The 21798-nt window shown below is 61.4% G+C and carries 19 protein-coding genes; 7 read left to right on the forward strand and 12 right to left on the reverse strand.

Going from position 1 to position 21798, the window contains the following annotated elements; genetic code table 11:
- Positions 1-7: 7 nt before the first annotated feature.
- A complete protein-coding gene (locus ACB028_RS14195; protein ID WP_371144553.1) occupies positions 8-1270 on the reverse strand; it encodes a GntP family permease in 1263 nt (420 codons plus the stop codon).
- Between the two features lie 119 nt (positions 1271-1389).
- Entirely contained in the window at positions 1390-2505 is a 1116-nt protein-coding gene (locus ACB028_RS14200; RefSeq protein WP_042026663.1) for a sugar diacid recognition domain-containing protein, read from the reverse strand.
- A gap of 197 nt (positions 2506-2702) precedes the next feature.
- On the opposite strand from ACB028_RS14200, the gene ACB028_RS14205 reads away from it, so the two are divergent.
- The 3 genes from ACB028_RS14205 to ACB028_RS14215 all read left to right on the forward strand — a co-directional run bounded on the left by ACB028_RS14205 (position 2703) and on the right by ACB028_RS14215 (position 4398).
- Positions 2703-3077, forward strand: coding sequence for a YacL family protein (locus ACB028_RS14205; protein WP_026457863.1), 375 nt, complete (start codon positions 2703-2705; stop codon positions 3075-3077).
- 50 nt (positions 3078-3127) lie between these two features.
- Complete coding sequence (locus ACB028_RS14210) at positions 3128-3418, forward strand: hypothetical protein (RefSeq protein ID WP_026457862.1); 291 nt, start codon at positions 3128-3130, stop codon at positions 3416-3418.
- Positions 3419-3570: 152 nt separating this feature from the next.
- A complete protein-coding gene (locus ACB028_RS14215; RefSeq protein WP_371144603.1) occupies positions 3571-4398 on the forward strand; it encodes a lysostaphin resistance A-like protein in 828 nt (275 codons plus the stop codon).
- Between the two features lie 3 nt (positions 4399-4401).
- On the opposite strand, the gene ACB028_RS14220 is transcribed toward ACB028_RS14215, so the two are convergent.
- Both ACB028_RS14220 and tpx read right to left on the reverse strand, forming a co-directional pair.
- Entirely contained in the window at positions 4402-5631 is a 1230-nt protein-coding gene (locus ACB028_RS14220) for a DEAD/DEAH box helicase (protein WP_371144554.1), read from the reverse strand.
- A 168-nt stretch (positions 5632-5799) separates the two neighbouring features.
- The gene (gene tpx, locus ACB028_RS14225; RefSeq protein WP_026458391.1) at positions 5800-6300 is read right to left on the reverse strand and encodes a thiol peroxidase; all 501 of its coding nucleotides are present in this window, start codon (positions 6298-6300) and stop codon (positions 5800-5802) included.
- 245 nt (positions 6301-6545) lie between these two features.
- Here tpx and ACB028_RS14230 point away from each other — a divergent pair, with 245 nt between their 5' ends.
- Positions 6546-8987 carry a zinc/cadmium/mercury/lead-transporting ATPase gene (locus tag ACB028_RS14230; RefSeq protein ID WP_371144555.1) on the forward strand — a complete coding sequence of 814 codons (2442 nt, stop codon included), beginning with the start codon at positions 6546-6548 and terminating at the stop codon, positions 8985-8987.
- A gap of 206 nt (positions 8988-9193) precedes the next feature.
- On the opposite strand, the gene pulA is transcribed toward ACB028_RS14230, so the two are convergent.
- A complete protein-coding gene (pulA, locus tag ACB028_RS14235) occupies positions 9194-12877 on the reverse strand; it encodes a pullulanase-type alpha-1,6-glucosidase (RefSeq protein WP_371144556.1) in 3684 nt (1227 codons plus the stop codon).
- A gap of 263 nt (positions 12878-13140) precedes the next feature.
- Between pulA and ACB028_RS14240 the strand changes: the two genes are divergently transcribed.
- Positions 13141-13554 carry a hypothetical protein gene (locus tag ACB028_RS14240; RefSeq protein ID WP_371144557.1) on the forward strand — a complete coding sequence of 138 codons (414 nt, stop codon included), beginning with the start codon at positions 13141-13143 and terminating at the stop codon, positions 13552-13554.
- 124 nt (positions 13555-13678) lie between these two features.
- Here ACB028_RS14240 and thyA read toward each other — a convergent pair whose 3' ends face one another.
- The 4 genes from thyA to rppH form a co-directional block, all read right to left on the reverse strand.
- Positions 13679-14473, reverse strand: a complete 795-nt coding sequence (thyA, locus tag ACB028_RS14245; protein WP_026457734.1) for a thymidylate synthase — start codon at positions 14471-14473, stop codon at positions 13679-13681.
- On the reverse strand, positions 14473-15297 hold the full coding sequence (gene lgt, locus ACB028_RS14250) for a prolipoprotein diacylglyceryl transferase (RefSeq protein ID WP_026457733.1): 825 nt from the start codon (positions 15295-15297) through the stop codon (positions 14473-14475). The genes thyA and lgt overlap by 1 nt, the downstream gene beginning before the upstream one ends.
- Positions 15298-15363: 66 nt before the next feature.
- Positions 15364-17643, reverse strand: coding sequence for a phosphoenolpyruvate--protein phosphotransferase (ptsP, locus tag ACB028_RS14255; RefSeq protein WP_371144558.1), 2280 nt, complete (start codon positions 17641-17643; stop codon positions 15364-15366).
- Positions 17644-17657: 14 nt separating this feature from the next.
- Positions 17658-18185 (reverse strand): RNA pyrophosphohydrolase, encoded by a 528-nt coding sequence (gene rppH, locus ACB028_RS14260; protein WP_042070448.1) that lies wholly within the window; start codon positions 18183-18185, stop codon positions 17658-17660.
- Between the two features lie 733 nt (positions 18186-18918).
- Here rppH and mutH point away from each other — a divergent pair.
- Positions 18919-19593: a DNA mismatch repair endonuclease MutH gene (gene mutH, locus ACB028_RS14265; protein ID WP_371144604.1), complete on the forward strand. Its 675-nt coding sequence runs from the start codon at positions 18919-18921 to the stop codon at positions 19591-19593.
- Between the two features lie 82 nt (positions 19594-19675).
- On the forward strand, positions 19676-19999 hold the full coding sequence (locus tag ACB028_RS14270) for an isoamylase early set domain-containing protein (protein WP_042070451.1): 324 nt from the start codon (positions 19676-19678) through the stop codon (positions 19997-19999).
- 108 nt (positions 20000-20107) lie between these two features.
- Here the strand turns inward: ACB028_RS14270 and rplS are convergent, their stop codons facing one another.
- Genes rplS through rimM form a run of 3 tightly spaced genes read right to left on the reverse strand, consistent with a single transcriptional unit; the run spans position 20108 to position 21793 of the window.
- Positions 20108-20455, reverse strand: a complete 348-nt coding sequence (gene rplS / locus ACB028_RS14275; protein WP_005308701.1) for a 50S ribosomal protein L19 — start codon at positions 20453-20455, stop codon at positions 20108-20110.
- Between the two features lie 32 nt (positions 20456-20487).
- A complete protein-coding gene (gene trmD / locus ACB028_RS14280; RefSeq protein WP_005308699.1) occupies positions 20488-21237 on the reverse strand; it encodes a tRNA (guanosine(37)-N1)-methyltransferase TrmD in 750 nt (249 codons plus the stop codon).
- A gap of 34 nt (positions 21238-21271) precedes the next feature.
- Positions 21272-21793: a ribosome maturation factor RimM gene (gene rimM / locus ACB028_RS14285; RefSeq protein ID WP_042026670.1), complete on the reverse strand. Its 522-nt coding sequence runs from the start codon at positions 21791-21793 to the stop codon at positions 21272-21274.
- Positions 21794-21798 lie beyond the last annotated feature (5 nt).

Below are 21798 nucleotides of genomic sequence, written 5' to 3' on the forward strand. Positions count from 1 at the left end.
CAATTCCTTAGGCGAGGCCAAACACGCCAAACATCAGGGTGGAGACGGTAGCAATGGTCAGACCGACGGCAGTTTCGTAAGGGATCAGCTTGAGACGCTCGCTCACCCCCATGTGGACGCTGCCACCGGTCGCATGGAAGAAGGAGCCGTGCGGCATGTGGTCAAACACGGTGGCACCGGCGTGGATCATGGCGGCGCCTGCCAGACCGCTGACACCCAGTTCAAGCAGGGTGGAGCTGAAGACGTTGGAGGCCACCACGGTACCGGCGGTGGTCGAGGCGGTCGCCAGCGACATCAGGGCACCGGAGATGGGGGCCAGCAGGTAGGAGGGCAGACCGGAGGCGGTCAGGCCGCTGATCAGCACATCCTTCAGGCCGGAGTTGGCGATGATGCCGGCCAGGGTACCTGTACCCAACAGCATGATAGCCACCGGCGCCATGCGGGCCAGACCCGAGACCGCAAACTGGTTCACCTTGGAGAACTTGCCCATCATCAGGGCGCCAACCAAGCCACCGAGGGGCAGGGCAATCAGCGGATCCACCACGATACCGGCCACCGGGCGCAGGGCCAGCAGCAGGATGGCAACCAGAGGGGCGCTGATGGCGGCGGCAAAGCCGGGCAACTTGACCCCGTCAAAGCTCACCACTTCGTCGGCGGCAACCTTGCTGCCCTTGTTGTTCAAACGCTTGGCGAGCCAGTAGGCCATCACCAGACCGAACAGGCCCGGGATGATGCCGGCAGCCATGACGGAGGTGAGGGGCAGATGGAAGGCATCGGCCGCCGCGATGGCGTTGGGGTTGGGGGACATGACGTTACCCGCCTTGCCACCACCGATCATCGCCAGCAGGATGGCCGCCTTGGAGAGGTCGGCACGGCGGGCGATGGCCAGAGCAATCGGGGCGACCGTGATGACCGCCACGTCCACGAAGACGCCAACCGCGGTCAGGATCATGGTGGCCAGCGCCAGTGCCAGCAGGGCGCGGGTTTCACCGAGTTTTTTGACGATGGTTTCGGCGATGGTGGTGGCCGCACCCGATTCGATCAGCACGCCCGCCAGCACACCGGCCGCCAGGATCCGCATCACGGCGGTGGTGATCCCCTGGGCGCCGCCGATCATCAGAGCGACGGTCTGGCTCAGGTCGGCACCGCCGATCAGGCCACCGGCCAGGGCGCCGACGATCATGCCGTAGGCGGGAGGAACCTTCTTCAGGATGAGAAAGATGGCGATGGAGAGCGCCGCGATGGCGCCAAGGGCTGTAACCGGGATCATGACGGACACCTTGCATGTGAGTGAATGGTGGCCATTATGGTGATCCGAAACCGGAAAGCTTTGTTCAAAAAGACAAATATTAGCTATTGGAAAAGGATCTATTTGTCACATCAAACAAATCAGTTATCGAGATTGAGCCCGAGATAGAGCAGAAACTTGTCGTCTAACTTGTTGAAATTCAAGCCAGTTATCTGCTCTATCTTGCCAATGCGATAGCGCAGCGTATTGGGGTGGATGAACAGGATTTCGGCACAGCGATGAAGATCACAATCCTGCAAGAAATATTGGCGCAAGGTTTTCAGTAGCGTTCCCTTTGCATCCTCTCGCGCCAGCTTCTGCAGGGGGGCGCGCAGTTGATCCGCCTGCCAGGAGTCCGCCAGACTGCCGAGCAGCACCGGCAGCCGATAATCCTCGAAGAAGTAGACCTGCTTGCGGGGAGCCTGGCGCATGCCGCGGCGCAAGGTGTCTCGCGCCGTCTGGTAGGAGCGCGCCAGCCCGTCGATCCCGGCGAAGTAATCGCCCACCGCGATGCGCACCTTGAAGTGGGGAATGCGCGCCAGCAGCTGCTTGATGCGGCCCCGCTCCTGCTCCGACTGCCACACCTCGTCCACGATCTGGGCCGGTTTGAGCACTACTATCTCGTCCAGCCCATGGATGGCCACCAGATTGTCCCGCTCCGGATGTTCCAGCTGATGGACCAGCTCCCGCAAGCGGGCCGGATCCGCCTCCTCCAGCGCCAGTACCGCTACCACTCTGGGCTGGGCCAGATCCAGTCCGAGGAAGCGGGCCGCCTGCAGTAGCTGGTCGACCTTGCCCTCCCCCCGGATCAGCTGCAGCACCAGCTCTTCCTTGTGGCGCTTGTCCCACTGCAACTGCTCGGTGAGCGCCGCCTGCTCCAGAATGAGTTCAGCGGTCATCCGCACCAGCTCGGCGTAAGCACGAACGATGTCCGGATCGCCAGAGATGCCGATGACCCCCAGCAGCTCCCCCTGATAGGCGATAGGCAGGTTGATGCCGGGGCGCACCCCTTTCAACTCGCGGGCGGTGGCTTCGCTGATCTCCACCACCCGGTTCTCGGCCAGCGCCAGCACGGCCCCCTCGTGACGCTGATGGAGCCGCTCCGGATTGCCGGAGGCAATGATGAGTCCGTGTTCATCCATCACGTTGACCGAGAACGAAAGGATCTTCATCGCCCGACTGACAATCTGCTGCGCGAGTGTGTCATTTAGCTGCATAACATCTCCGGACAAGGGACGACTGGTGGCCCGCCAACCCGCAGCGGGAAGGCAAAGATGCCACATCATCAAGACAAGCGAGAGGGGGATCGCTAGAATAGGCCACTTTACCCGATGTGTGCCCCGCCATGGAGCAGGAATTTGGTGCTTTCACCTCTGCCCGGGCCGGCCCATCCCTCCGAGATATGGACTCTGCTATGGATTATGAATTTCGCCGCGATCCGTTCGGTGGCTATCGCGCCCGGTTCTCCATGGGCCACGAGGCCATCGGTCAGTGGCTGATCGACGAAGTGGGCAAGGATGAAGAGAAGATCGACGAACTGTTTGCCATCATCGATCAACTCTCCAACCGCACCCGCACCGAGTACCGGCTGCTTGGCGGCGACTACTCCCTGCTGCTGACCCACGAAGAGGCCGAGGTGAAAGCCAACGCCCTCAATATCGAGCTGGACGAGGATCTCGACGATCTCGCCTACTACGATGATGAACAGCTGGCCATGTGCGGGCTGGAAGATTTTGCCCAGGTGCTGGTCTCCTGGCGCGCCTTTATCCGCAACGAGGATATGGGCTGATCACCCCAATTCGGGCAAGCATGCCCTTTGCCTAACCAACAGGATTGACTATGTCTATTTACGATTTTGATGACGAACTGCCGGAAGACGAGCTGGATCAACCGAAGAAACCCGCTCAACCCAAGAAGAAGGGCAAACAGGTGCTCAACACCCAGGTCAACCTGAGCCCCCGCGATGCCAGCCGCCTGAACGGCCTGCACGTCGAAGCCATCACCACCCTGGATGACGTAAGCCTGCCGAAGAACGTCATCTTCAAGGCCGGCCTCATCGCCCTGGGTGAGCTGGACGCCAACGCCCGTGCCGACATCATCGCCCGCGTGATCGCCGAATCCGGCCGTTGATACGCCCCTGAATGCCAAAAGCCGGAGCCCATGCTCCGGCTTTTTTTATGTTGGCGCGGCCGTGACGGGCGGGGATCCGACCAGCTTATTAAGCCTTGTGTCACGGAATCCACCGTTGTTAAGGTGCGACCTTCCGCTGCCAATGAGATTCAATTTTGCCCCTACCCGATTCCCTCATCTGGGCTGCGCTGGCGCTGGCCGTGCTGCTCTGTCTCGCCCGCCAACGCTTGCCCGGCCTGATCCTGCTCGGCATCTCCCTGCTGCTGGCGCTCTGGCTGGAACGCATCACCCCCGTCGCCCTGCTGGCCAGCCTGGCTGGATTGCTGCTGGCCTGGCGCACCCCGGCTCTGCCCGCTCCCTGGCGAAGTGGTGCGCAAGGGCTGGTGCTGCTGTGGGCCATCGCCCTGATGCTGCACCTCATCCCAGGCTTTCACAATCTCAAAGTGCTGGACCAGGTACTTGCCGGGCCGGACAGTGTGCAGTTCAACATGTACCTCAATCTGGACAAGCCGCTGGTCTTCTTCGGCCTGCTGCTGGCCTGGCCAGCCTTGCTGGGCCCGGGCGGCGCCGTTCAGTGGCGCAGGCTGACACTGCTGCTATTGCCGCTGGCGGCCCTGCTGATCGCCGCCTGGCAGCTGGGGGCCCTCAAGCCCGAGGTGGGTCTGCCCGGCTGGTGGTGGCTGTTTGCCTTCAACAATCTGCTGTTCACCTGCGTAGCGGAAGAGGCGCTGTTTCGTGGCGTGATCCAGCAGGAGATCGCCCGGCGCGGCCGGCTCTGGCTGGGCATTCTGGTGGCCAGCCTGCTGTTCGGGGCGGCGCACCTGGCCGGTGGCCCACTGCTGGTACTGTTTGCCGCCCTGGCGGGGGCCTGTTACGGGCTGGCGTTCCATTTCAGCGGGCGTCTGAGTGCCGCCATCGTCGTCCACTTTCTACTGAACTTCGCCCACCTGGCCCTGTTTACCTACCCGCTGGCCCGCTGAACCTCAGCCGCGCGGGGGCTTGCCCCTGAACTGCTTGATGCTGCGCTTGGCCTGGGTACGGCGATTGGCCTGCTTGTCCCGCGGTGCCCGCTTGCCCTCGCCGCTGGCCGGCAGATCGGTCACCGGGAAATCGCCGAGCTCGGCCAGTGGCAGCTCGCGCCCGGTGAGGGTTCGGATCGCGGCTAGGGTTTCAGTTTCGCCGTGGCAGGCGAGCGAGATGGCCAGACCGCTGCGCCAGGCCCTGGCGGTGCGGCCGATGCGATGCACATAGACGGGGGCGCTGGCGGGCAGATCCAGGTTGATCACCACGGGCAGCGCCTCCACATGGATGCCGCGCGCCATCAAGTCGGTGGCCACCAGCACCCGCACCTTGCCCGCTTTAAAGTCGGCCAACGCCTGTTCCCGCACAGCCTGCTCCTTCTCGCCATGGAGGGCTGCCACCGCGATGCCCGCCTTGGCAAGCTTGCGGGCGACACCATCCGCATCGTCCCGCGCGCTGATAAACACCAGCACCTGAGGCCAAGCCTCCTCCCCGAGCAGCTTGATGAGCGCCGGCACCTTGCTGCTCTTGTTGACCAGATAGAGCCGCTCCTCGATATCGCTCGCCACGCTGTTGAGCGGATCCGCCTCGACTCGCAGCGGATCCGTCAGCAGGCCGCTGGCCAGCCCGTCCAGCTCGGCAGGCAGGGTGGCGGAGAAGAGCAGGGTCTGGCGGGTGGCAGGAGTCAACCCCAGGATCATCCGGATATCGGGCCAAAAACCCATCTCCAGCAGGCGATCCGCCTCGTCCAGCACCAGGCTGCGTAGCTCGTCGAGCGCCAGCAGCTGCTGGTTAAGCAGATCCCGCAGCCGCCCCGGCGTCGCCACCAGCAGTTGTGGCCCTGCCGTCAGTTCGTTCTGTTGCAGCTCCTGCGCCACTCCGCCGCACAATGTCACCATGCGCAGGCCCAGCGCCCCGGCAAGGCCTGCCAGCGCAACGCTCACCTGGGCGGCCAGCTCGCGAGTCGGCACCAGCACCAACCCCTGCACCTGGCTGGAGGCGGGATCCAGCCGCTGCAACAGCGGCAGACCGAACGCCAGGGTCTTGCCGCTGCCGGTACGGGCCAGCGCCAGCAGATCCCGTCCCGCCAGCGCCGCCGGAATGGTCAGCTGCTGAATGCGGGTCGGGGTGTGCAGCTGTTCGGGCAGGGCGGCCAGCAGAGCAGGATGAAGGGCAAGTTCGCGAAAGGTCATGGCGCTACGTCGTTGAAGAAGTGGGAGGCGAAGTCTAGCCAGCGCAAAGGGAGAAGTAAAAGAAAGGTCGCCGTGCAGGCGCCCTGGCGCCGCAGCCGGCCATAAAAATAACGGCCTGCCCTGGCAGCAGACAGGGCAGGCCGTCGGGCCATCAGAACGTACGTCGAATTACAGGGCGGCCAGGGCAGCGGCGTAGTTCGGCTCGTCGGCGACCTCGGCCACCAGCTCGCTGTGCAGCACCTTGTTGTCCGCATCCAGCACCACGATGGCGCGGGCAGTCAGCCCCACCAGCGGGCCGGAGGAGAAGGCCACGCCGTAATCTTCCATAAAGGCGGCACCACGCAGGGTGGAAAGGGTTACCACCTTGTCCAGCCCTTCGGCGCCGCAGAAGCGGGATTGGGCAAACGGCAGATCGGCGGAGATGCAGAGCACCACGGTATTGTCCAGGGCGCTGGCCTGCTCGTTGAACTTGCGCACTGAAGTGGCACAGGTCGGGGTGTCAACGCTCGGGAAGATGTTCAGGATCTTGCGCTGACCGGCGAAGTTCGCCAGGGTCACATCGGAGAGATCCTTGGCCACCAGGGAGAAGGGCTTGGCCTGCTCACCGGCAACCGGGAAGTGACCGGCGACGGCGACGGGGTTGCCTTGCAGAGTGACTGAACGGCTCATGTGTTATGTCCTTTATGGGTGTTGTAACTATCCGGATCGCCAGTATAGGCGGGCGAAGGCCCGACAAACACCCGCCAACATCAGGGATATCGGGAACTCTTGCCTAGGTACCGGGCCGGCAAACTGCCGCCAGAAACTGACTGATGAATAAAGGGGGATTGACCTTGGACATAACACCAAGGTTTACACTGAATCCAGTCATCAAGGAGCCCGCAGGGGCGAGCTCCCGCCAAGAGGAACCCTGTATGAGCAAATCCTGCTGCAGCTATCAGCATGCTACCTCTCCCATCAAGGCCGTCAGCAAGGCGACCACTGGCCAATCTGAACATAGGCACGACAGCCACTGCTGCGACAACGCGGCGCCGGCCAGCAGTTGCTCCGGCAAGACCGCCCACGAGCATCAGGCGCACCCGACCGGCGAGTCACCGGAAGAGGCCGAACCTCCTCAAGGGAGCTGTCACGGCCAGGGTTGCTGTAGCCAGCCCTCATCCCATGATCATGACCATGAGCATCATGAACACGGTGAGGCTACCGACTCGGGCGAGCCGCTGGCGGCCCCCGTCGGCGACAGCCAGCGCCACAGCTGGCAGGTACTGGGGATGGACTGCCCCAGCTGTGCCCGCAAGATAGAGACAGCCGTCGGCCGGGTCGAGGGGGTGCAGCAGGCCCGCGTGCTCTTTGCCACCGAAAAACTGGTGGTGGATCTGGCCCCCGGCCTCTCCCCCGATCCCGTCACCGCCGCCGTGCTGGCTGCCGGCTTCCAGCTCAGGGATGCCACCCAGGCCAGGCAGCAAGAGGAGAAGAGCCGCGGCCCCCTGATGACCCTGCTCGGCAAATATTGGCAACCCCTGTCGCTGGCCAGCCTGATGCTGGTAGCAGCCCTGCTGCCGGACGAATTCGGCCAGCCCCTCTTTACCCTGGCCACCCTGTGGGGCCTGTGGCCCATCTCCCGCAAGGCCTGGTCACTGACCAGGAGCGGCTCCCCCTTCGCCATCGAGACCCTGATGACGGTCGCCGCCGTTGGCGCCCTGTTCCTCGGCGAAACCGCCGAAGCCGCCATGGTGCTGCTGTTGTTTATGCTGGGCGAGCACCTGGAGTCCTACGCCGCAGCCCGCGCCCGTGCGGGGGTCACAGCCCTGATGGCGCTGGTGCCCGACAAGGCGGTGCGCATCCGCACCGGTTTACAGGGTCAGCCACAAGGTGAGATCCGGGAAGAGGTGGCGGCCGAAGATCTTCGCCCCGGCGACATCATCGAAATTTCTCCCGGAGCCCGTTTGCCCGCGGATGCCAGATTGATCGACGACCTTGGCACCTTCGACGAAAGCGCCCTGACCGGTGAATCCATTCCGGTAGAGCGCAGCAAGGGGGAAAAAGTGCCCGCTGGTAGTCTGGCGGCGGATCGGGTCGTGCGTCTTGAGGTGGTTTCGGAACCGGGCAACAACGCCATCGACCGCATTCTGCACCTCATCGAGGAGGCCGAGAGCCAGCGCGCCCCCATCGAGCGCTTCATCGACCGCTTCAGCCGCTGGTACACCCCGGCCATCATGCTGGTCGCCCTGCTGGTAGTGATCATCCCTCCCCTCGCCTATGGCCAGCCCTGGGACGAGTGGGTCTATCGCGGGCTGGCACTGCTGCTCATCGGTTGCCCCTGCGCCCTGGTGATCTCCACCCCGGCGGCAGTCACCTCTGCTCTGGCGGCCGCGACCCGGCAGGGAGCCCTGATCAAGGGGGGGGCAGCGCTGGAGCGGCTGGCCCATATCGATACCGTCTCCTTCGACAAGACCGGCACCCTGACCCTGGGCAAGCCGCAACTGACCGAGCTGGTGAGCCTCAATGGCCAGGCCGAGAGCGAGCTGCTGGCGCTGGCGGCGGCTATCGAACAGGGGTCCCATCATCCGCTGGCCAAGGCCGTGGTGACGGCGGCCAGTGAACAGGCGCTGACTCTGGCGGCAGCCCGGGAGCTGCGCGCCCTGCCAGGCATGGGGGTTGAAGGGCGCATTGACGGCACCCTCTGGCAACTGCTGGCACCGAGCCGGGTGGCCACCCTGAGCCGCGAGCAGAACGAAAGGATCGCCACACTGGAGCAGCAAGGCAAGACGGTGGTGGTGCTCTGCCAGACCCGTAACGATGCGGCCACACCGGTTGCCCTGCTGGCCCTGCGGGATCAGATCAGGCCGGATGCGGCGGCGGCGCTGCAGGAGCTCAGGGTACTGGGGCTGCAGGGCATCATGCTGACCGGGGACAACCCGCGCGCCGCCGAGGCCATTGCCGGCGAGCTCGGCATGGGCTGGCGCGCCGGTCTGCTGCCGGAAGACAAGGTGCAGGAAATCGCCAAGCAGGCCACCCGACAGAAGGTCGCCATGATAGGAGATGGCATCAACGATGCTCCCGCCATGAAGCGCGCCAGCATCGGCATCGCCATGGGGGGCGGTACCGACGTGGCGCTGGAGACCGCCGACGCCGCGCTGACTCACAACCAGCTCGGTGGCATCGCCGCCATGATCCGCCTCTCCCGTGCGGCGCTGGCCATCATCCACCAGAATATCGCCCTGTCGCTCGGGCTCAAGGCCATCTTCCTGGTCACCAGCCTGCTCGGCATCACCGGGCTCTGGATCGCGGTGCTGGCCGACACTGGCGCCACCGCGCTGGTCACCGCCAACGCCCTGCGTCTGCTGCGCAAGCGCTGATCCCGTCAAGGCATTAATCGCCACATCCACAAGCCGCCCCCGACAGGGCGGCTTTTCTTTGCCCATTTATCGGACGACGACATAAAAAAAGCGCGCCTGCCGGTCGGCAGTCGCGCTTTGCTTACTCTCTCGGGATTATCCCACCCTTGGCGAGGTGGAATTCAACCCGGGGACGCCGAGCCATCCCCCGGGCTCTATGGGTCTGCTTACCCCGCGGACTCGGTCACGCTGACGCTCAGGGTCGGATGCTCCTTGTCCATGGCAGTCAGGACAAACCGGTAGCTGCCCGCCTTGTCCAGCGTCATGCCAATATCATCCCCTCCCTTGCACAGGGTAAGCGGTGCCGCCGTCGCCAGCACATCGGTGGCCTCACACTTGCCGTAATTGAGCGCTCCCCAGCTGGCATCCGCAATCTTCAGGGTCGTCTCACCCAGCTGCGCCTCGGCAACCGGCATGGTCAACTCATACACATAGTTGCCACTGAAGGTCAGCTGGTTGACGGGATCCCACTGGCCGAGGAAGCCACGCACGAAGACATTGGTCATGCCAAAGGGTGGCAGCGTACTGAGGTCCCTCTTCTTGCCGACTGGCAGCCCCGTGCCCTGGGCCCCGCTCTGGGGCTTGACGAACACGGCGGCAGACCAGGCATCCAGCGTCAACTGGCCACCGGACACCACTGCCCCGCGGGCTATGCTGTCACTGCTGTCGTGAGCCGGGCTCAGCACCAGACCGGCGAGATCGATGGGCTGATCCGCCCCGTCGCGGAAATCACCGATGCTCCGGCTCTGGTTGGTGGCGTTGATCATCACCACCAGACCGTCAATGGCCGGATCCAGATCCACACCGGCGGCCATGCCGTCATCCACCGTCATCACGATGAGGCCGGGCACCTGATCCGGCCCGGTATTGCGAAAATCGACCCGCTTGATCACTTCGGCCCCACTGCCCAGACGCAGCAGGCGGGAAGATTGACGCAGCCTGGCCAGCTCCTGGTAGAAGCCCACCATGGTCGCCATATCGGCACCGCTCGGCTTGGCATGCTGGCCGAGCACCTGATCGATCAGCGGATAGTTGTCGCCATCCTTATCCTTGCGCGGTAATCCCTTGTCAAAGTTGTTGTCAGCCAGGGTGTAATCGACCCGGTTGTACCAGTCCCCCGAGTCGTAGCTGTCCCGCTCCATGGACTTGGAGCGCAGCAACTCGACGCCGGCGTGGGTGAAGGGAATGCCCTGCCCCAGCATGGCGGTAGCCAGCGATACCCCCTGCATCCGCACCAGATCGGCTCCTGCCGGCGCCTTGTAGATCAGGTTGTCGAACAGGGTCTGGTTGTCATGCTTGGAGACATAGTTCTGGATCTCGCTCGGATCCTGGGCATAACCGGCAGGCTGACCGTTATAGTCGATCTCGGCCCCCTTCATCGGGATGCCATCCTTGTCGGTCAGCACGAACTCCTTGAGGTTGCCGGCCATGCCGAGACGCACCAGATCGGCCTGATGTAAAGCGGTAGCCAGCTCGACGCCATCCAGCTCGTTGGGGTTCACGAAGGCGCCGTTGCCGAAGCCCTGGGTCTTGCGAATGGTGTCGCCACCGTCGAACGGGCTGCCGCCACGCACCGCATCCCGCAACCGATCCGAGAAGGATCCGATGCCGGTCCCGGCCAGGTGCTTCTGGGTCGCCTGCACGAAGCGCTTGTCATCCTGCACTTCGCCGAAGTTCCACCCCTCGCCGTAGAAGTAGATCTCGGGGTTGACCTTCTTCACCGCCGCCAGCGCCTGCACTATCTGATCTTTCGGGTGATGGCCCATCAGGTCAAAGCGGAAGGCGTCGATCTTGTAGTCGCGGGCCCAGGTCACCAGGGAGTCATCCACCAGCTTGGCGAACATGGCGTGTTCCGGCGCCGTGTTGGAGCAGCAGGTGGAGTTCTCGACCGAGCCGGTCTCCGGATTGAGGCGCTGATAGTACCAGGGCACTATCTTGTCGAGCACCGACTTGGGACCCAGGCCAGCCTCGTTGGTGTGGTTGTAGACCACGTCCATCACCACGTTCATGCCGATGTTCTGCTTGATGGCCTTGACCATTTCGCGAAACTCCAGGATACGCTGGCTCCCCTCTGCATTGGTGGCGTAGGAGCCTTCCGGCGCCGTGTAGTGATAGGGATCATAACCCCAGTTGAAGGAGTCGACGCCACGCAGATAGCCGTAGAGCGACTGTGCCTGTTCGCCACGCGGATCCAGGGTTTCCAGCACGGAGGCGATGGTCTGGCCGCCGCCACAGTAAGCGCCAAAGGCTGAATTCTGTACCTCGGGGTTGACCTGGCACAGCTTGCCGAAGTCATCGCCGATATTGGCCACCTTGGCCGGGTCCTCGTTGATGGTCGCGATGTCGAACACCGGCAGCAGGTGCAGGTGGCTGACGCCGCTCTGCGCCAGGGATTGCAGGTGCCTGACCGGTGCCGTGTCGCTCTCGGCCAGGCCGAGGAACTTGCCGCGGTGCTCCGCCGGGGTCGAGTCGTCGTTGCCGGTCAGATCGCGGACATGGGCCTCGTAGATGGTGATGTCAGCCGGGTTCTGCTGGCTGTGGGGAGCCTTTAGCTCGTCCCAGCCGGCCGGCTTGAGGGCCGGATCGTCGAGATCCACCACCTGGCTGAACTCGGAGTTCATCGCCAGGCTCAGGGAGTAGGGGTCGGTCACCTGATAGGATTCCAGCTTGCGGCTGACCGGGTGATAGACCTGGATGTCGTAACGGTAGAACTTGCCCACCAGCTCGCTGCCGCCCTGCACGCTCCAGCTGCCGCTGGCCTCGTCCAGGGTCATGGCACGCTCGCCCAGCGACTTGTGCTGCTCGTCAAACAGCGCCAGCTTGACCATTCTGGCGGTCGGCGCCCACAGCCGGAAGGTGACATTGCCCCCCTCAACGATGGCGCCATAGTCGAGCTTGCTCGCCGCATCGCTATAGAGAGCATCAAGGGCGCCGGCGCTCTGCACCAGGGTTGCTCCCTGCAGGATGCCCTCGGCATCGGTGCCGATGGCCACCAGCTCCCCCTTGAGCAGGGGCTTGAGATCTTTCCCGGCCGGCAGGGCAAAGGCGGCGGCATCCTTGAGGTGCGGATACCTGGCCTGCTGCTCCGCCGTCAGGCTGGTCGGGGTCAGGCTGATATAGGGGAAGTCGAATACCCCGTCGGTATTGGCCTCGATGGTACCCGACTCTGTGTAGTAGAGGCGGACGTGAGGTTTGTCCTTGCCCCCCTGCCAGATCAATGTGTTGCCGTCGATCAGGTGGGCGCTGGCCCCGGCGACGCCGAAGGCGGCGGTGAAGGCCTCGGCCCGGCTGTCGAAGATCTCGTTCTTGCCGGCAACGATGGCCACGGTGCGATCCGGATGATCGCTGAAGACTACCTTCATGTCGGCGCCGGTCAGGTTGCCGAGGGAACCATCCCGGGCGATAAAGTTGATGCACCCTTCCACCTTGGCCAGCGGGATCACCCAGGCAGGGCCAAAGCTGTCGGTCGCCGTCGGCGTATTGCTCTTGTCATCCCAACCGCCATTCAGACCGCTATCGGCAGTGGCGGAACACGCTTCGTTGTTCCAGAGATGAAGACTATGACTGGCGAAGGGGCCATCCACCCCGCGGGCGGCACTGGTCTGGGTATCCACCAGGGCGATGACCACCTGATTGTCACCCGCCATCAGCAATTCGGCGGGGGCCTGCACCTTGGGCAGACGGGCGACAGGCCCGTCCTCGGTGCCGGGAGGGACGGTCACATCCGGGTTGGTAGGGATCTCGGGGTTGGTAGGCACATCAGGGGTGGTAGAGCCGTTGTCATTACAGCCAGACAAAAGCACGAGCAGTGAGGCTGTTGCCAGCGCCACCTTGGTCTTTTTCATATCCATGATTTTTATAATTCCCGCTGTAGTTAGTCTCGATAGTCGAGCACCCGGTCGTTGCCAGGTGGTGCCATATTAATCAGCGACAATCGTTTCAAATGTGAGCGGGTGGGCAAAAAAACCGACCATTTTCAACAAGATAACGTTTTCAGACTGAAACTTGGATCCGGCTCACAGACCTTTCCGGCATTTGGCTCCATATCTAGAAAATGCCTGTCACAGGGTCAGAAAAACCATTTCCGATCAAGTGGATATACAAGGAGCAAGGGATGAATAGGATTGAGGAACAAGCCAGACAGCTTGATCAGGAGTACCAGGCCATTGCCCAGCTGTTCGACCAGTTTTGCCAGCAGGCGGGCACGCTCGCCGAGCAGTACCAGTTCTTCAGCTGGCCGGACTATGAAGATTCCCCTCCCCTGAGTCGCGCCTTCACCCTGCTGGGAGAGCCCCGCGAGCTGCGCCTGCATTGCCAGCCGGGGGAGCGGGGCGCCCTGCATGGGCTGATCCAGGTGGTCACGGAGGATGAGACCATAGACGCCAGCCTCGGCTTTCGCGCCGATGGCCAGCTGTTGCTGGAGTCGGGCAAACTGCTGGACAACCCCCCCGGGCTGCTGCTCAAGCTGCTGCTGGGGGCCATCTGGCAGCACAAGCCCGAGCCGGAAAACAACGGCCACACCCATTGAGGCCGGGGCCTCATTCCACCATAAGCAGGAAAAGCGCGACTAAACGGAGCAAAGAGCGCCGTCCGACCAAAGAAAAATGCCAGTCAGCATTCACTGACTGGCATCGACAAGGCTCGGGCCGGGATCAGATGGCGACGGGCGCCTTGATACCTGGATGGGGATCGTAACCCTGGATCTCGAAGTCCTCGAACTGGTAGTCGAAGATGGAGTCCGGCTTGCGCTTGATCACCAGGGTCGGCAGCGGGCGCGGCTCGCGGGTGAGCTGCAGCGCGGTCTGCTCCATGTGGTTGGAGTAGAGGTGCACGTCGCCGCCGGTCCAGACGAAGTCGCCCACTTCCAGACCACACTGCTGGGCCATCATGTGGGTCAGCAGGGCGTAGCTGGCGATGTTGAACGGCAGGCCGAGGAAGACATCGCAACTGCGCTGGTAGAGCTGGCAGGAAAGCTTGCCGTCCGCCACATAGAACTGGAAGAAGGCGTGGCAGGGAGCCAGCGCCATCTTGTCCAGCTCGCCCACGTTCCAGGCAGAGACGATGATGCGACGGGAATCCGGATTGTGCTTGATGTCATCCACCGCCTTCTGGATCTGATCCACCACGCCGCCGTCGGCGGTCGGCCAGGAGCGCCACTGGGCGCCATAAACCGGGCCCAGATCGCCGTTCTCGTCGGCCCACTCGTCCCAGATACTGACGCCATTTTCTTTCAGATAGGCGGTATTGGTGTCGCCATTGAGGAACCAGAGCAGCTCGTGAATGATGGAGCGCAGGTGGCACTTCTTGGTGGTCACCAGCGGGAAGCCTTCGGCCAGGTTGAAGCGCATCTGATGGCCGAACAGGGAGACGGTGCCGGTGCCGGTACGGTCGGACTTGACGGTGCCCTCATCCAGGATCTTCTGCATCAGGTCGAGATACGCTCTCATTATTTTGCCTCCTTCACGGCATTACCAAACAACTGCGGGCGCTTGTAGGCGGCCCAAATCATCAGGGCTCCGATGAGGATCATCGGGGTGGACAGGATCTGGCCCATGCTGATCTCGTTGAAGTAGAGACCCAGCTGGCTGTCCGGCTGGCGCACAAACTCCACCAGGAAGCGGAACAGGCCGTAGAACAGCAGGAACATGCCGGAGATAGCACCGCGCGGCGGATGCTTGCGCCAGAACAGGTTGAGGATGATGAACAGCACCACCCCTTCCAGGGCGAACTGGTAGAGCTGGGACGGATGGCGCGGCTCCGGGCCCGCCTCCGGGAAGATGATGGCCCAGGGCACATCGGTGATCCGGCCCCACAGCTCGCCGTTGAGGAAGTTGCCGATGCGGCCGACCCCGAGACCAAACGGAATGAGCGGCGCCACGAAATCGGCCACGGTGAAGAAGTGGCGCCTGGTCTTGTGGGCAAACCAGATCATGGCGGTGATGACGCCGATGAGGCCGCCGTGGAACGACATGCCACCGGTCCAGATCTTGAACAGGTAGGTCGGATCCGCGAGGAAGAGATCGAAGTTGTAGAACAGGACATAGCCGACTCGGCCACCCAGGATCACCCCGAGGAAGCCGTAAAACAGCAGATCGGAGACCTCGTCACGGGTCCAGCCACTGCCCGGCTGGGCGGCGCGGCGCCCCGCCAGCCACATGGCAAACGCGAAGCCAAACAGGTACATGAGACCATACCAGCGTACCGATAGTGGTCCCAAACTGAATGCTACGGGATCAATCTGCGAGAAAACCCAATATCCGTCGTGCTGCATAAGCGGCCCCAGTCATAAGAAAAGCCGCATTCTCCGATCAATTGCCAGCGGGAACAAGACTGAATATCAATCGGGCAACTTGACCTTGTGGCCAGCCCGCAGCAAGCCGCCCAGCCCATGCTCTTCCAGATAGCGGGCAAACAGGCCGCGCAGCATGTGGGGATTGTCGTGCTTGAGGCCGTCCGCCAGCAGCGTGGTCAGCTCATCCAGCCGGGACTGGCGCAGCACGTACTTGATGCGGGCGATGTTGTGGGTGTTCATGCTGAAGCGGCGATAACCCATGGCCAGCAGCAGGAGCACGCCGACCGGATCCCCGGCCAGTTCGCCACAGACCGAGACCGGCTTGTGGTAGCGGCGAGAGGCATCGGACAGCAGCTGCAGGGCGCGGATCACCGCCGGATGGAAGGCGTCATAGATGCTGGCAACCCGGGCGTTGTTGCGATCCACCGCCAGCAGGTACTGGGTCAGGTCATTGCTGCCCACCGACCAGAAGTCGATGAGCGGCGCCATCTCCGGCAGGATATAGAGGGCGGAGGGCACCTCTATCATCACTCCGAGACTGGGGTAGCGGATCTCGGCTCCCCGGCCGGCTGCCTCTTCCGACACTTCCCGCCAGGCCTGATCCAGCAGGCGGCGGGAGGCCTTGATCTCGTTCACGCTGCTGATCATCGGCAGCATGATGGCCAGATTGTCGAGCCCTTCGCTGGCCCGCAGCATCGCCTTGAGCTGCACCAGGAACAGCTCGGGGTGATCCAGGGTGAGCCGGATCCCTCGCCAGCCAAGGAAGGGGTTCTCCTCGACGATGGGGAAATAGGGCAGCTGCTTGTCACCCCCTACGTCCAGGGTCCGCATGCAGACGGGACGATTACGGTAAGTCTCCAAGATGCCGCGATAGCGGGCGGTTTGCTCCCATTCGGAGGGGAAGCTGTCCTGCAGCATGAAGGGGATCTCGGTGCGATAGAGACCGACCCCGTCCGCCAGATGATTGAGGGCTATCTCGGTATCGGCGCTGAGGCCGGCGTTGAGCAGCAGGGAGACGGGGGTGCCATCGGCGGTTTCTGATGGCTGGTTGTCGACGCTGCGCACCAGGGTGTCAAGTGCCCGCTCCTCATTGAGCAGCTGGCGGTACTCGCTGAGGATCACCTGGTTGGGCTCGATGAAGAGATCGCCGCTGTAGCCGTCGACCACCAGCATGCGGCCGCCGATATCGCCGAGCGGCAGATCCACCCCCATGATGGCCGCCACCCCCATGGCACGAGCCAGGATAGCGGCGTGGGAGTTGGTGCCCCCCTTGAGGGAGACCACACCGCTCAGAAACTCGCGCGGGACTTCGGCCAGTATGGTGGCGGTCACCTCGTCGGCGACCAGCACCACGGGTTCACCGATGGAGATATGTTCCGGTTCGTTTTGCACCAGCCGGCTGATGAGGCGCAGGGCGATATCCTTCACATCGGCGGAACGCTCCTGCAGATAGGGATCCTTCATCCCCTTGAACTGCTCGATCAGACGATCGCTGATGATCTTGACCGCCGAGACCGCCGTCCAGTGCTCCTTGCTCACTTTGTTGCGGATCGGCTTGATGTAGCCGGGATCGTTCAGCAGGTGCAGGTAGATATCGAAGATCGCCACCGAGTCCTGGCTGTAGCTCTCGCGAAAGCGCAGCGCCAGGCTCTCCAGATCGTGGCGCACCTCCTCCACGGCGTCTTCCAGCCGAGCCAGCTGCTTGCCGTGCTCCTCATCCTTACGCGGGGTGATGGAGTTGAGCGCCTTGCGGGGCCGCCACACCCAGGCCTTGGCCATGGCGATGCCGCTGGCCCCGGCGATGCCGCGCAGGGGCTTGCTCCAGTCGGTCTTCTGCAGCCACCCCTTGGTCTGTGCCTGGGCGATGCGCGCCGCCAGCTGGGCCGCCAGGGTGACCATGAAGGACTCTTCCCCCTCATCGAAACGGCGACTCTCTTTTTGCTGCGCTACCAGGATGCCGACCACCTGGCGCTGATGCATGATGGGGGCGCCGAGGAAGGAGCGAAACGCCTCCTCGGCCACATCGGGCAGAAACTTGAAGCTGGGGTGCGCGGGGGCATCGGCCAGGTTTATCAGCTCTTCACGCTGACCCACCAGACCGACGATGCCCTGCTCGAAGGGCAGAGTGACCTTGCCAACGGCAGAGGGGGCCAGACCATCGGTGGCCGCCAACCGGTAGCGGCGCATGTCGGGTTCCGAGACATAGACGGAGCAGCAGTCCACCTTCATGGCATGCCGGGTCTGGCTGACCAGGGCCTGCAGGGCTTGCTCGAGGGTATTGGCCTCGGCCATGCTCTCGACGATACGTCTCAGTTCCGTTAACAACTAATCTGTGCTCCTTAGCGTGCGCGATGGCGCCGCCCATCCTTCTTGTTGACCTGGGTTGCCGCGACCGGCATCGCCAGCGGGGCAAATTCCTTCATGACCCGACGATAAACCTCCCGTTTGAACGAGACAACCTGGCGCACCGGGTACCAGAAGCTGACCCAGCGCCAATCATCGAATTCGGGATGGCCATGACAGCCAAACTGGATCCGGGACTCCCTGCCCGAATTCAGCTGCAACAGGAACCATTTTTGTTTTTGGCCAATACAGACCGGTGAACTGTCCCAACGGACGAGACGCTTGGGTAAACGATACTTTAGCCAGTTACGACTGGTGGCCAATATGGTCACATCTTCGGGCTTGAGGCCAATCTCCTCATATAGCTCTCGATACATGGCCTGTTCCGGCGATTCACCATCATCAACCCCCCCCTGCGGGAACTGCCAGGAGTGCTGCCCATAGCGCTTAGCCCACAATACTTGTCCGTCACGGTTACAGATCACGATACCGACATTGGGACGAAATCCGTCGCCATCAATCACGTGATCACCTTATAAAGGCTGAATCTATAAAGAGATTGTTCCACATTCACCCCGTGGCAGCAAACAAGGAGTGAATCCCCCGTTTCATGAATAACTTTCAATTTCAAACATACTTATAAACAAATCCCAGGATCTGCGACGGCAAGTTGCCCACCCAGACTGTGCATAAAGCTGTTAGTAAACGGGTATATACAGTACTTTTTGACGATGAGTAAAAATGCCAACGGTATATCCCCATCCCATGATGAACAAGTAAAAACATTATTATACATATAGTTAAATGTAAAATAGCGGTTCTGGATCCTCGATGGCGACCCCGCAGGATCCACACCATGGATTGTGAACAAGTCCAACTGTTCAAAGATCCACCACGACCAAATTATCCACAGGAGTGGCACACTATCTGCCCGCTTTCCCCTGTAAAAATGGGGCGGCATTCACATTTTTTTGTAACATCTCGGCGACTCATCCCAGTTCCATTTACTTATCCAAGATTTCTGTGGATAACTGTGTGCAACATCAGGCGCAAACCCTTGGACAACTGTTTCAAGCTAAAAAGCCACTCTTTACTGGCCTCGATAAAATAACCAAAACCCTTTAAAATCATTGAGATGTGCTGATAACAGCCAAATTATCCCCATTTGCCCGTCTCCATGCAGGATCGGCTATAAAAACAGCGATCCTTCTCTGGATCCAGGCTGGCGAGGAGAGAACGAACAAGATGGAACCAAGTATGCCGACCAATCCCCAGTCCGAGCAGGAGTTGCTGGCCCGCGCCTATGCCATGGCAGGGTTCACGCTGGCCCAGCTGGCAGCACAGGCGGGCATAGCCGTTCCCGGGGATCTGCGCCGGGACAAGGGCTGGGTCGGCCAGCTGATCGAATGGCAGCTGGGTGCCAGTGCCGGCAGCAAGCCGGAGCAGGACTTCCCGGATCTCGGGATCGAGCTCAAGACGATCCCCATCGATCCTCAGGGCAAACCGCTGGAAACCACCTTCGTCTGCGTTGCCCCGTTGATCGGTGTTACCGGCCAGCGCTGGGAGGAATCGAACGTGCGCAACAAATTGTCACGGGTACTCTGGATCCCGGTGGAAGGTAGCAGGGAGATCCCCATCGGGGAGCGCAGAGTCGGTATGCCGCTGATGTGGAGCCCGAACGAAGAGGAAGATCGACTGCTGCGTCAGGATTGGGAAGAGCTGATGGACATGATAGTGCTGGGAGAAGTGGAGCAGATCAGTGCTCGCCACGGCCAGGTGATGCAACTGCGACCCAAGGCGGCCAACAACAAGGCGCTGACCCGGGCCATCGGCCGTGATGGTCAGCCCATCATGACGCTGCCACGGGGCTTCTATCTCAAGATCAACTTTACCCACGGCCTGCTGCAACGCTATTTCGCCCTGCCGGTTTGACCAGCTGTATCAACATCCTTGTCATAAGCTGGTATAAAAATAGGCAAGAGCCATTTTTTGTACTCACTGACAAGGAGGCGTCATGCCACTCATCAAGCAATTCCTCAAATCAAAACCCGAAGTCAAAGTCACCTTTGCCGTGGAGAAAGAGGCAGCAGCCGGCGCCGAGCAGGTTCGCCTGCTGGGCGAATTCACCCAGTGGCAGCCGGTCGATCTGAAAAAGATGAAGAGCGGCGAGTTCAAGACCACCCTCAACCTGCCCACCGACGGGCCCGGTTACTTCGAATATTGCTACCAGCTCATCACCCCTGAGGGGGAGACCCTCTATGACAACGACTGGGAGGCCGATGGCTATGTGCCAGGCCCCTTCGGACGGGACAACTCCGTGGTGCGAGTGAACCAGTAAGGCTCCCTCGCCAGTTCAGACGCAGATACAAAAAAGGCTCGCCATTGGCGAGCCTTTTCACTACCTGTCGAGCTTTTCGCCGACACATCGACACCAATTCGAATCGAATTAGTTGAGCTTCTCTTTGATACGAGCAGCTTTACCGGACAGGTTGCGCAGGTAGTACAGTTTGGCGCGGCGAACATCACCACGACGCTTCAGTTCTACACTGTGGATCAGCGGAGAGTGAGTCTGGAATACACGCTCAACACCTTCGCCGTTGGAGATCTTGCGAACGGTGAAAGCAGAGTGCAGACCGCGGTTACGCTTGGCAATCACGATGCCTTCGAAAGCCTGCAGACGCTCTTTACCACCTTCTTTAACACGAACTTGAACACGTACGGTGTCGCCCTGGGCAAAAGCCGGGATGTCGGTACGCATTTGCTCTTGTTCAAGCTGCTGAATAATCTTGCTCATTGTCTTTCCTTACCTAGGATAAACTGAAAACTCTACTTAACGCTGTCACGCACTTCGCGGACATACTCGGCAAGAAGTGATTCTTGCTCGTCAGTCAGAGCTAGGTTGTTAATAAGTTCCGGCCTTCTTTGCCAGGTTCGTCCGAGCGATTGCTTGAGACGCCAGCGTCGAATCACTTCGTGATTGCCGCTTGTCAGCGCCTCGGGCACCGCCAGCCCATCCAACACCTCCGGCCGAGTATAGTGGGGATGATCCAGCAAGCCATCCGTAAAGGAGTCCTGCTCGGCACTGGCCTGATCACCCAAAACCCCAGGGACCAGACGCGAAACCGCATCGATCAGGGTCATGGCAGGCAACTCGCCACCACTTAACACGTAATCCCCGATAGACCACTCTTCGTCGACTTCGGTTTGTATCACGCGTTCATCGATACCTTCGTATCGACCGGCTACCAGAATCAGTTTCTGATTCGTCGCCAACTCGGTTACGCCCGCTTGAGTCAGCTTGCGTCCCTGAGGAGAGAGATAGATGACTTTCGCCCCGTCTCCCGCTGCTTGCTTGGCTGCATGAATCGCGTCACGCAGCGGCTGAACCATCATTAACATGCCGGGCCCACCACCATAAGGACGATCATCGACCGTACGGTGCTTGTCGTGGGTAAAGTCCCGGGGGTTCCAGCACTCAATCTGCAGCAGGCCACTCTTGACGGCCCGACCCGTTACCCCGTGCTCGGTAATGGCTCGGAACATTTCAGGGAAGAGGCTAATCACCCCAATCCACATAAGAAACCTCCGGCACTCGTGTTACCGCGGGAAACTAGAAACCAGGATCCCAATCAACTTCGATTGTTCGAGCAGTCAGATCAATATTCTTGATCACCTGCTCTTCCAGGAACGGAATCAACCGCTCCTTTGCACCAAAGGCATCTTTTACATTGGCCTCAACCACCAACACATCGTTGGAGCCGGTTTCCATCAATTCGGTCACCTTGCCCATGTCGTATCCCTTGGTGGTCACTACGGAACAACCAATCAGGTCACGCCAGTAGAACTCGCCCTCGGGCAACGCAGGCAACAGATCGGCGGGTACACCAATCTCGACGTTGGTCAATGCCAGGGCTTCCTCGCGCACGTCGATACCATCGAGCTTGCAGATCAGACCCTTGTTGTGACGTTTCCAGGATGAAACCCGAATTTCACGCCACGCCCCGTTCTGATTGATCAGCCAGGGGTTGTAATCGAAAATCGCTTCGGCAACATCGGTGAAGGAGTTCACTTTAAGCCAGCCCTTGATGCCGTAAACGGTACCCAGGGTGCCCAGAACTACAGGTTTTTCCACCTTAA

This window comes from Aeromonas sp. S9(2024), assembly GCF_041403185.1.
GTDB classification, from domain to species: Bacteria; Pseudomonadota; Gammaproteobacteria; order Enterobacterales; family Aeromonadaceae; genus Aeromonas; species Aeromonas enteropelogenes.

Bases quoted from the DNA above. Each gene is read 5' to 3' on its own strand.
- trmD (WP_005308699.1), bottom strand. From the start codon at position 21,237: ATGTGGATTGGGGTGATTAGCCTCTTCCCTGAAATGTTCCGAGCCATT.
- rplS (WP_005308701.1), bottom strand. From the start codon at position 20,455: ATGAGCAAGATTATTCAGCAGCTTGAACAAGAGCAAATGCGTACCGAC.
- tpx (WP_026458391.1), bottom strand. From the start codon at position 6,300: ATGAGCCGTTCAGTCACTCTGCAAGGCAACCCCGTCGCCGTCGCCGGT.
- ACB028_RS14270 (WP_042070451.1), top strand. From the start codon at position 19,676: ATGCCACTCATCAAGCAATTCCTCAAATCAAAACCCGAAGTCAAAGTC.
- ACB028_RS14230 (WP_371144555.1), top strand. From the start codon at position 6,546: ATGAGCAAATCCTGCTGCAGCTATCAGCATGCTACCTCTCCCATCAAG.
- ACB028_RS14210 (WP_026457862.1), top strand. From the start codon at position 3,128: ATGTCTATTTACGATTTTGATGACGAACTGCCGGAAGACGAGCTGGAT.
- ACB028_RS14205 (WP_026457863.1), top strand. From the start codon at position 2,703: ATGGATTATGAATTTCGCCGCGATCCGTTCGGTGGCTATCGCGCCCGG.
- pulA (WP_371144556.1), bottom strand. From the start codon at position 12,877: ATGGATATGAAAAAGACCAAGGTGGCGCTGGCAACAGCCTCACTGCTC.
- ACB028_RS14200 (WP_042026663.1), bottom strand. From the start codon at position 2,505: ATGCAGCTAAATGACACACTCGCGCAGCAGATTGTCAGTCGGGCGATG.
- thyA (WP_026457734.1), bottom strand. From the start codon at position 14,473: ATGAGAGCGTATCTCGACCTGATGCAGAAGATCCTGGATGAGGGCACC.
- ACB028_RS14220 (WP_371144554.1), bottom strand. From the start codon at position 5,631: ATGACCTTTCGCGAACTTGCCCTTCATCCTGCTCTGCTGGCCGCCCTG.
- ACB028_RS14195 (WP_371144553.1), bottom strand. From the start codon at position 1,270: ATGATCCCGGTTACAGCCCTTGGCGCCATCGCGGCGCTCTCCATCGCC.
- ACB028_RS14240 (WP_371144557.1), top strand. From the start codon at position 13,141: ATGAATAGGATTGAGGAACAAGCCAGACAGCTTGATCAGGAGTACCAG.
- mutH (WP_371144604.1), top strand. From the start codon at position 18,919: ATGCCGACCAATCCCCAGTCCGAGCAGGAGTTGCTGGCCCGCGCCTAT.
- lgt (WP_026457733.1), bottom strand. From the start codon at position 15,297: ATGCAGCACGACGGATATTGGGTTTTCTCGCAGATTGATCCCGTAGCA.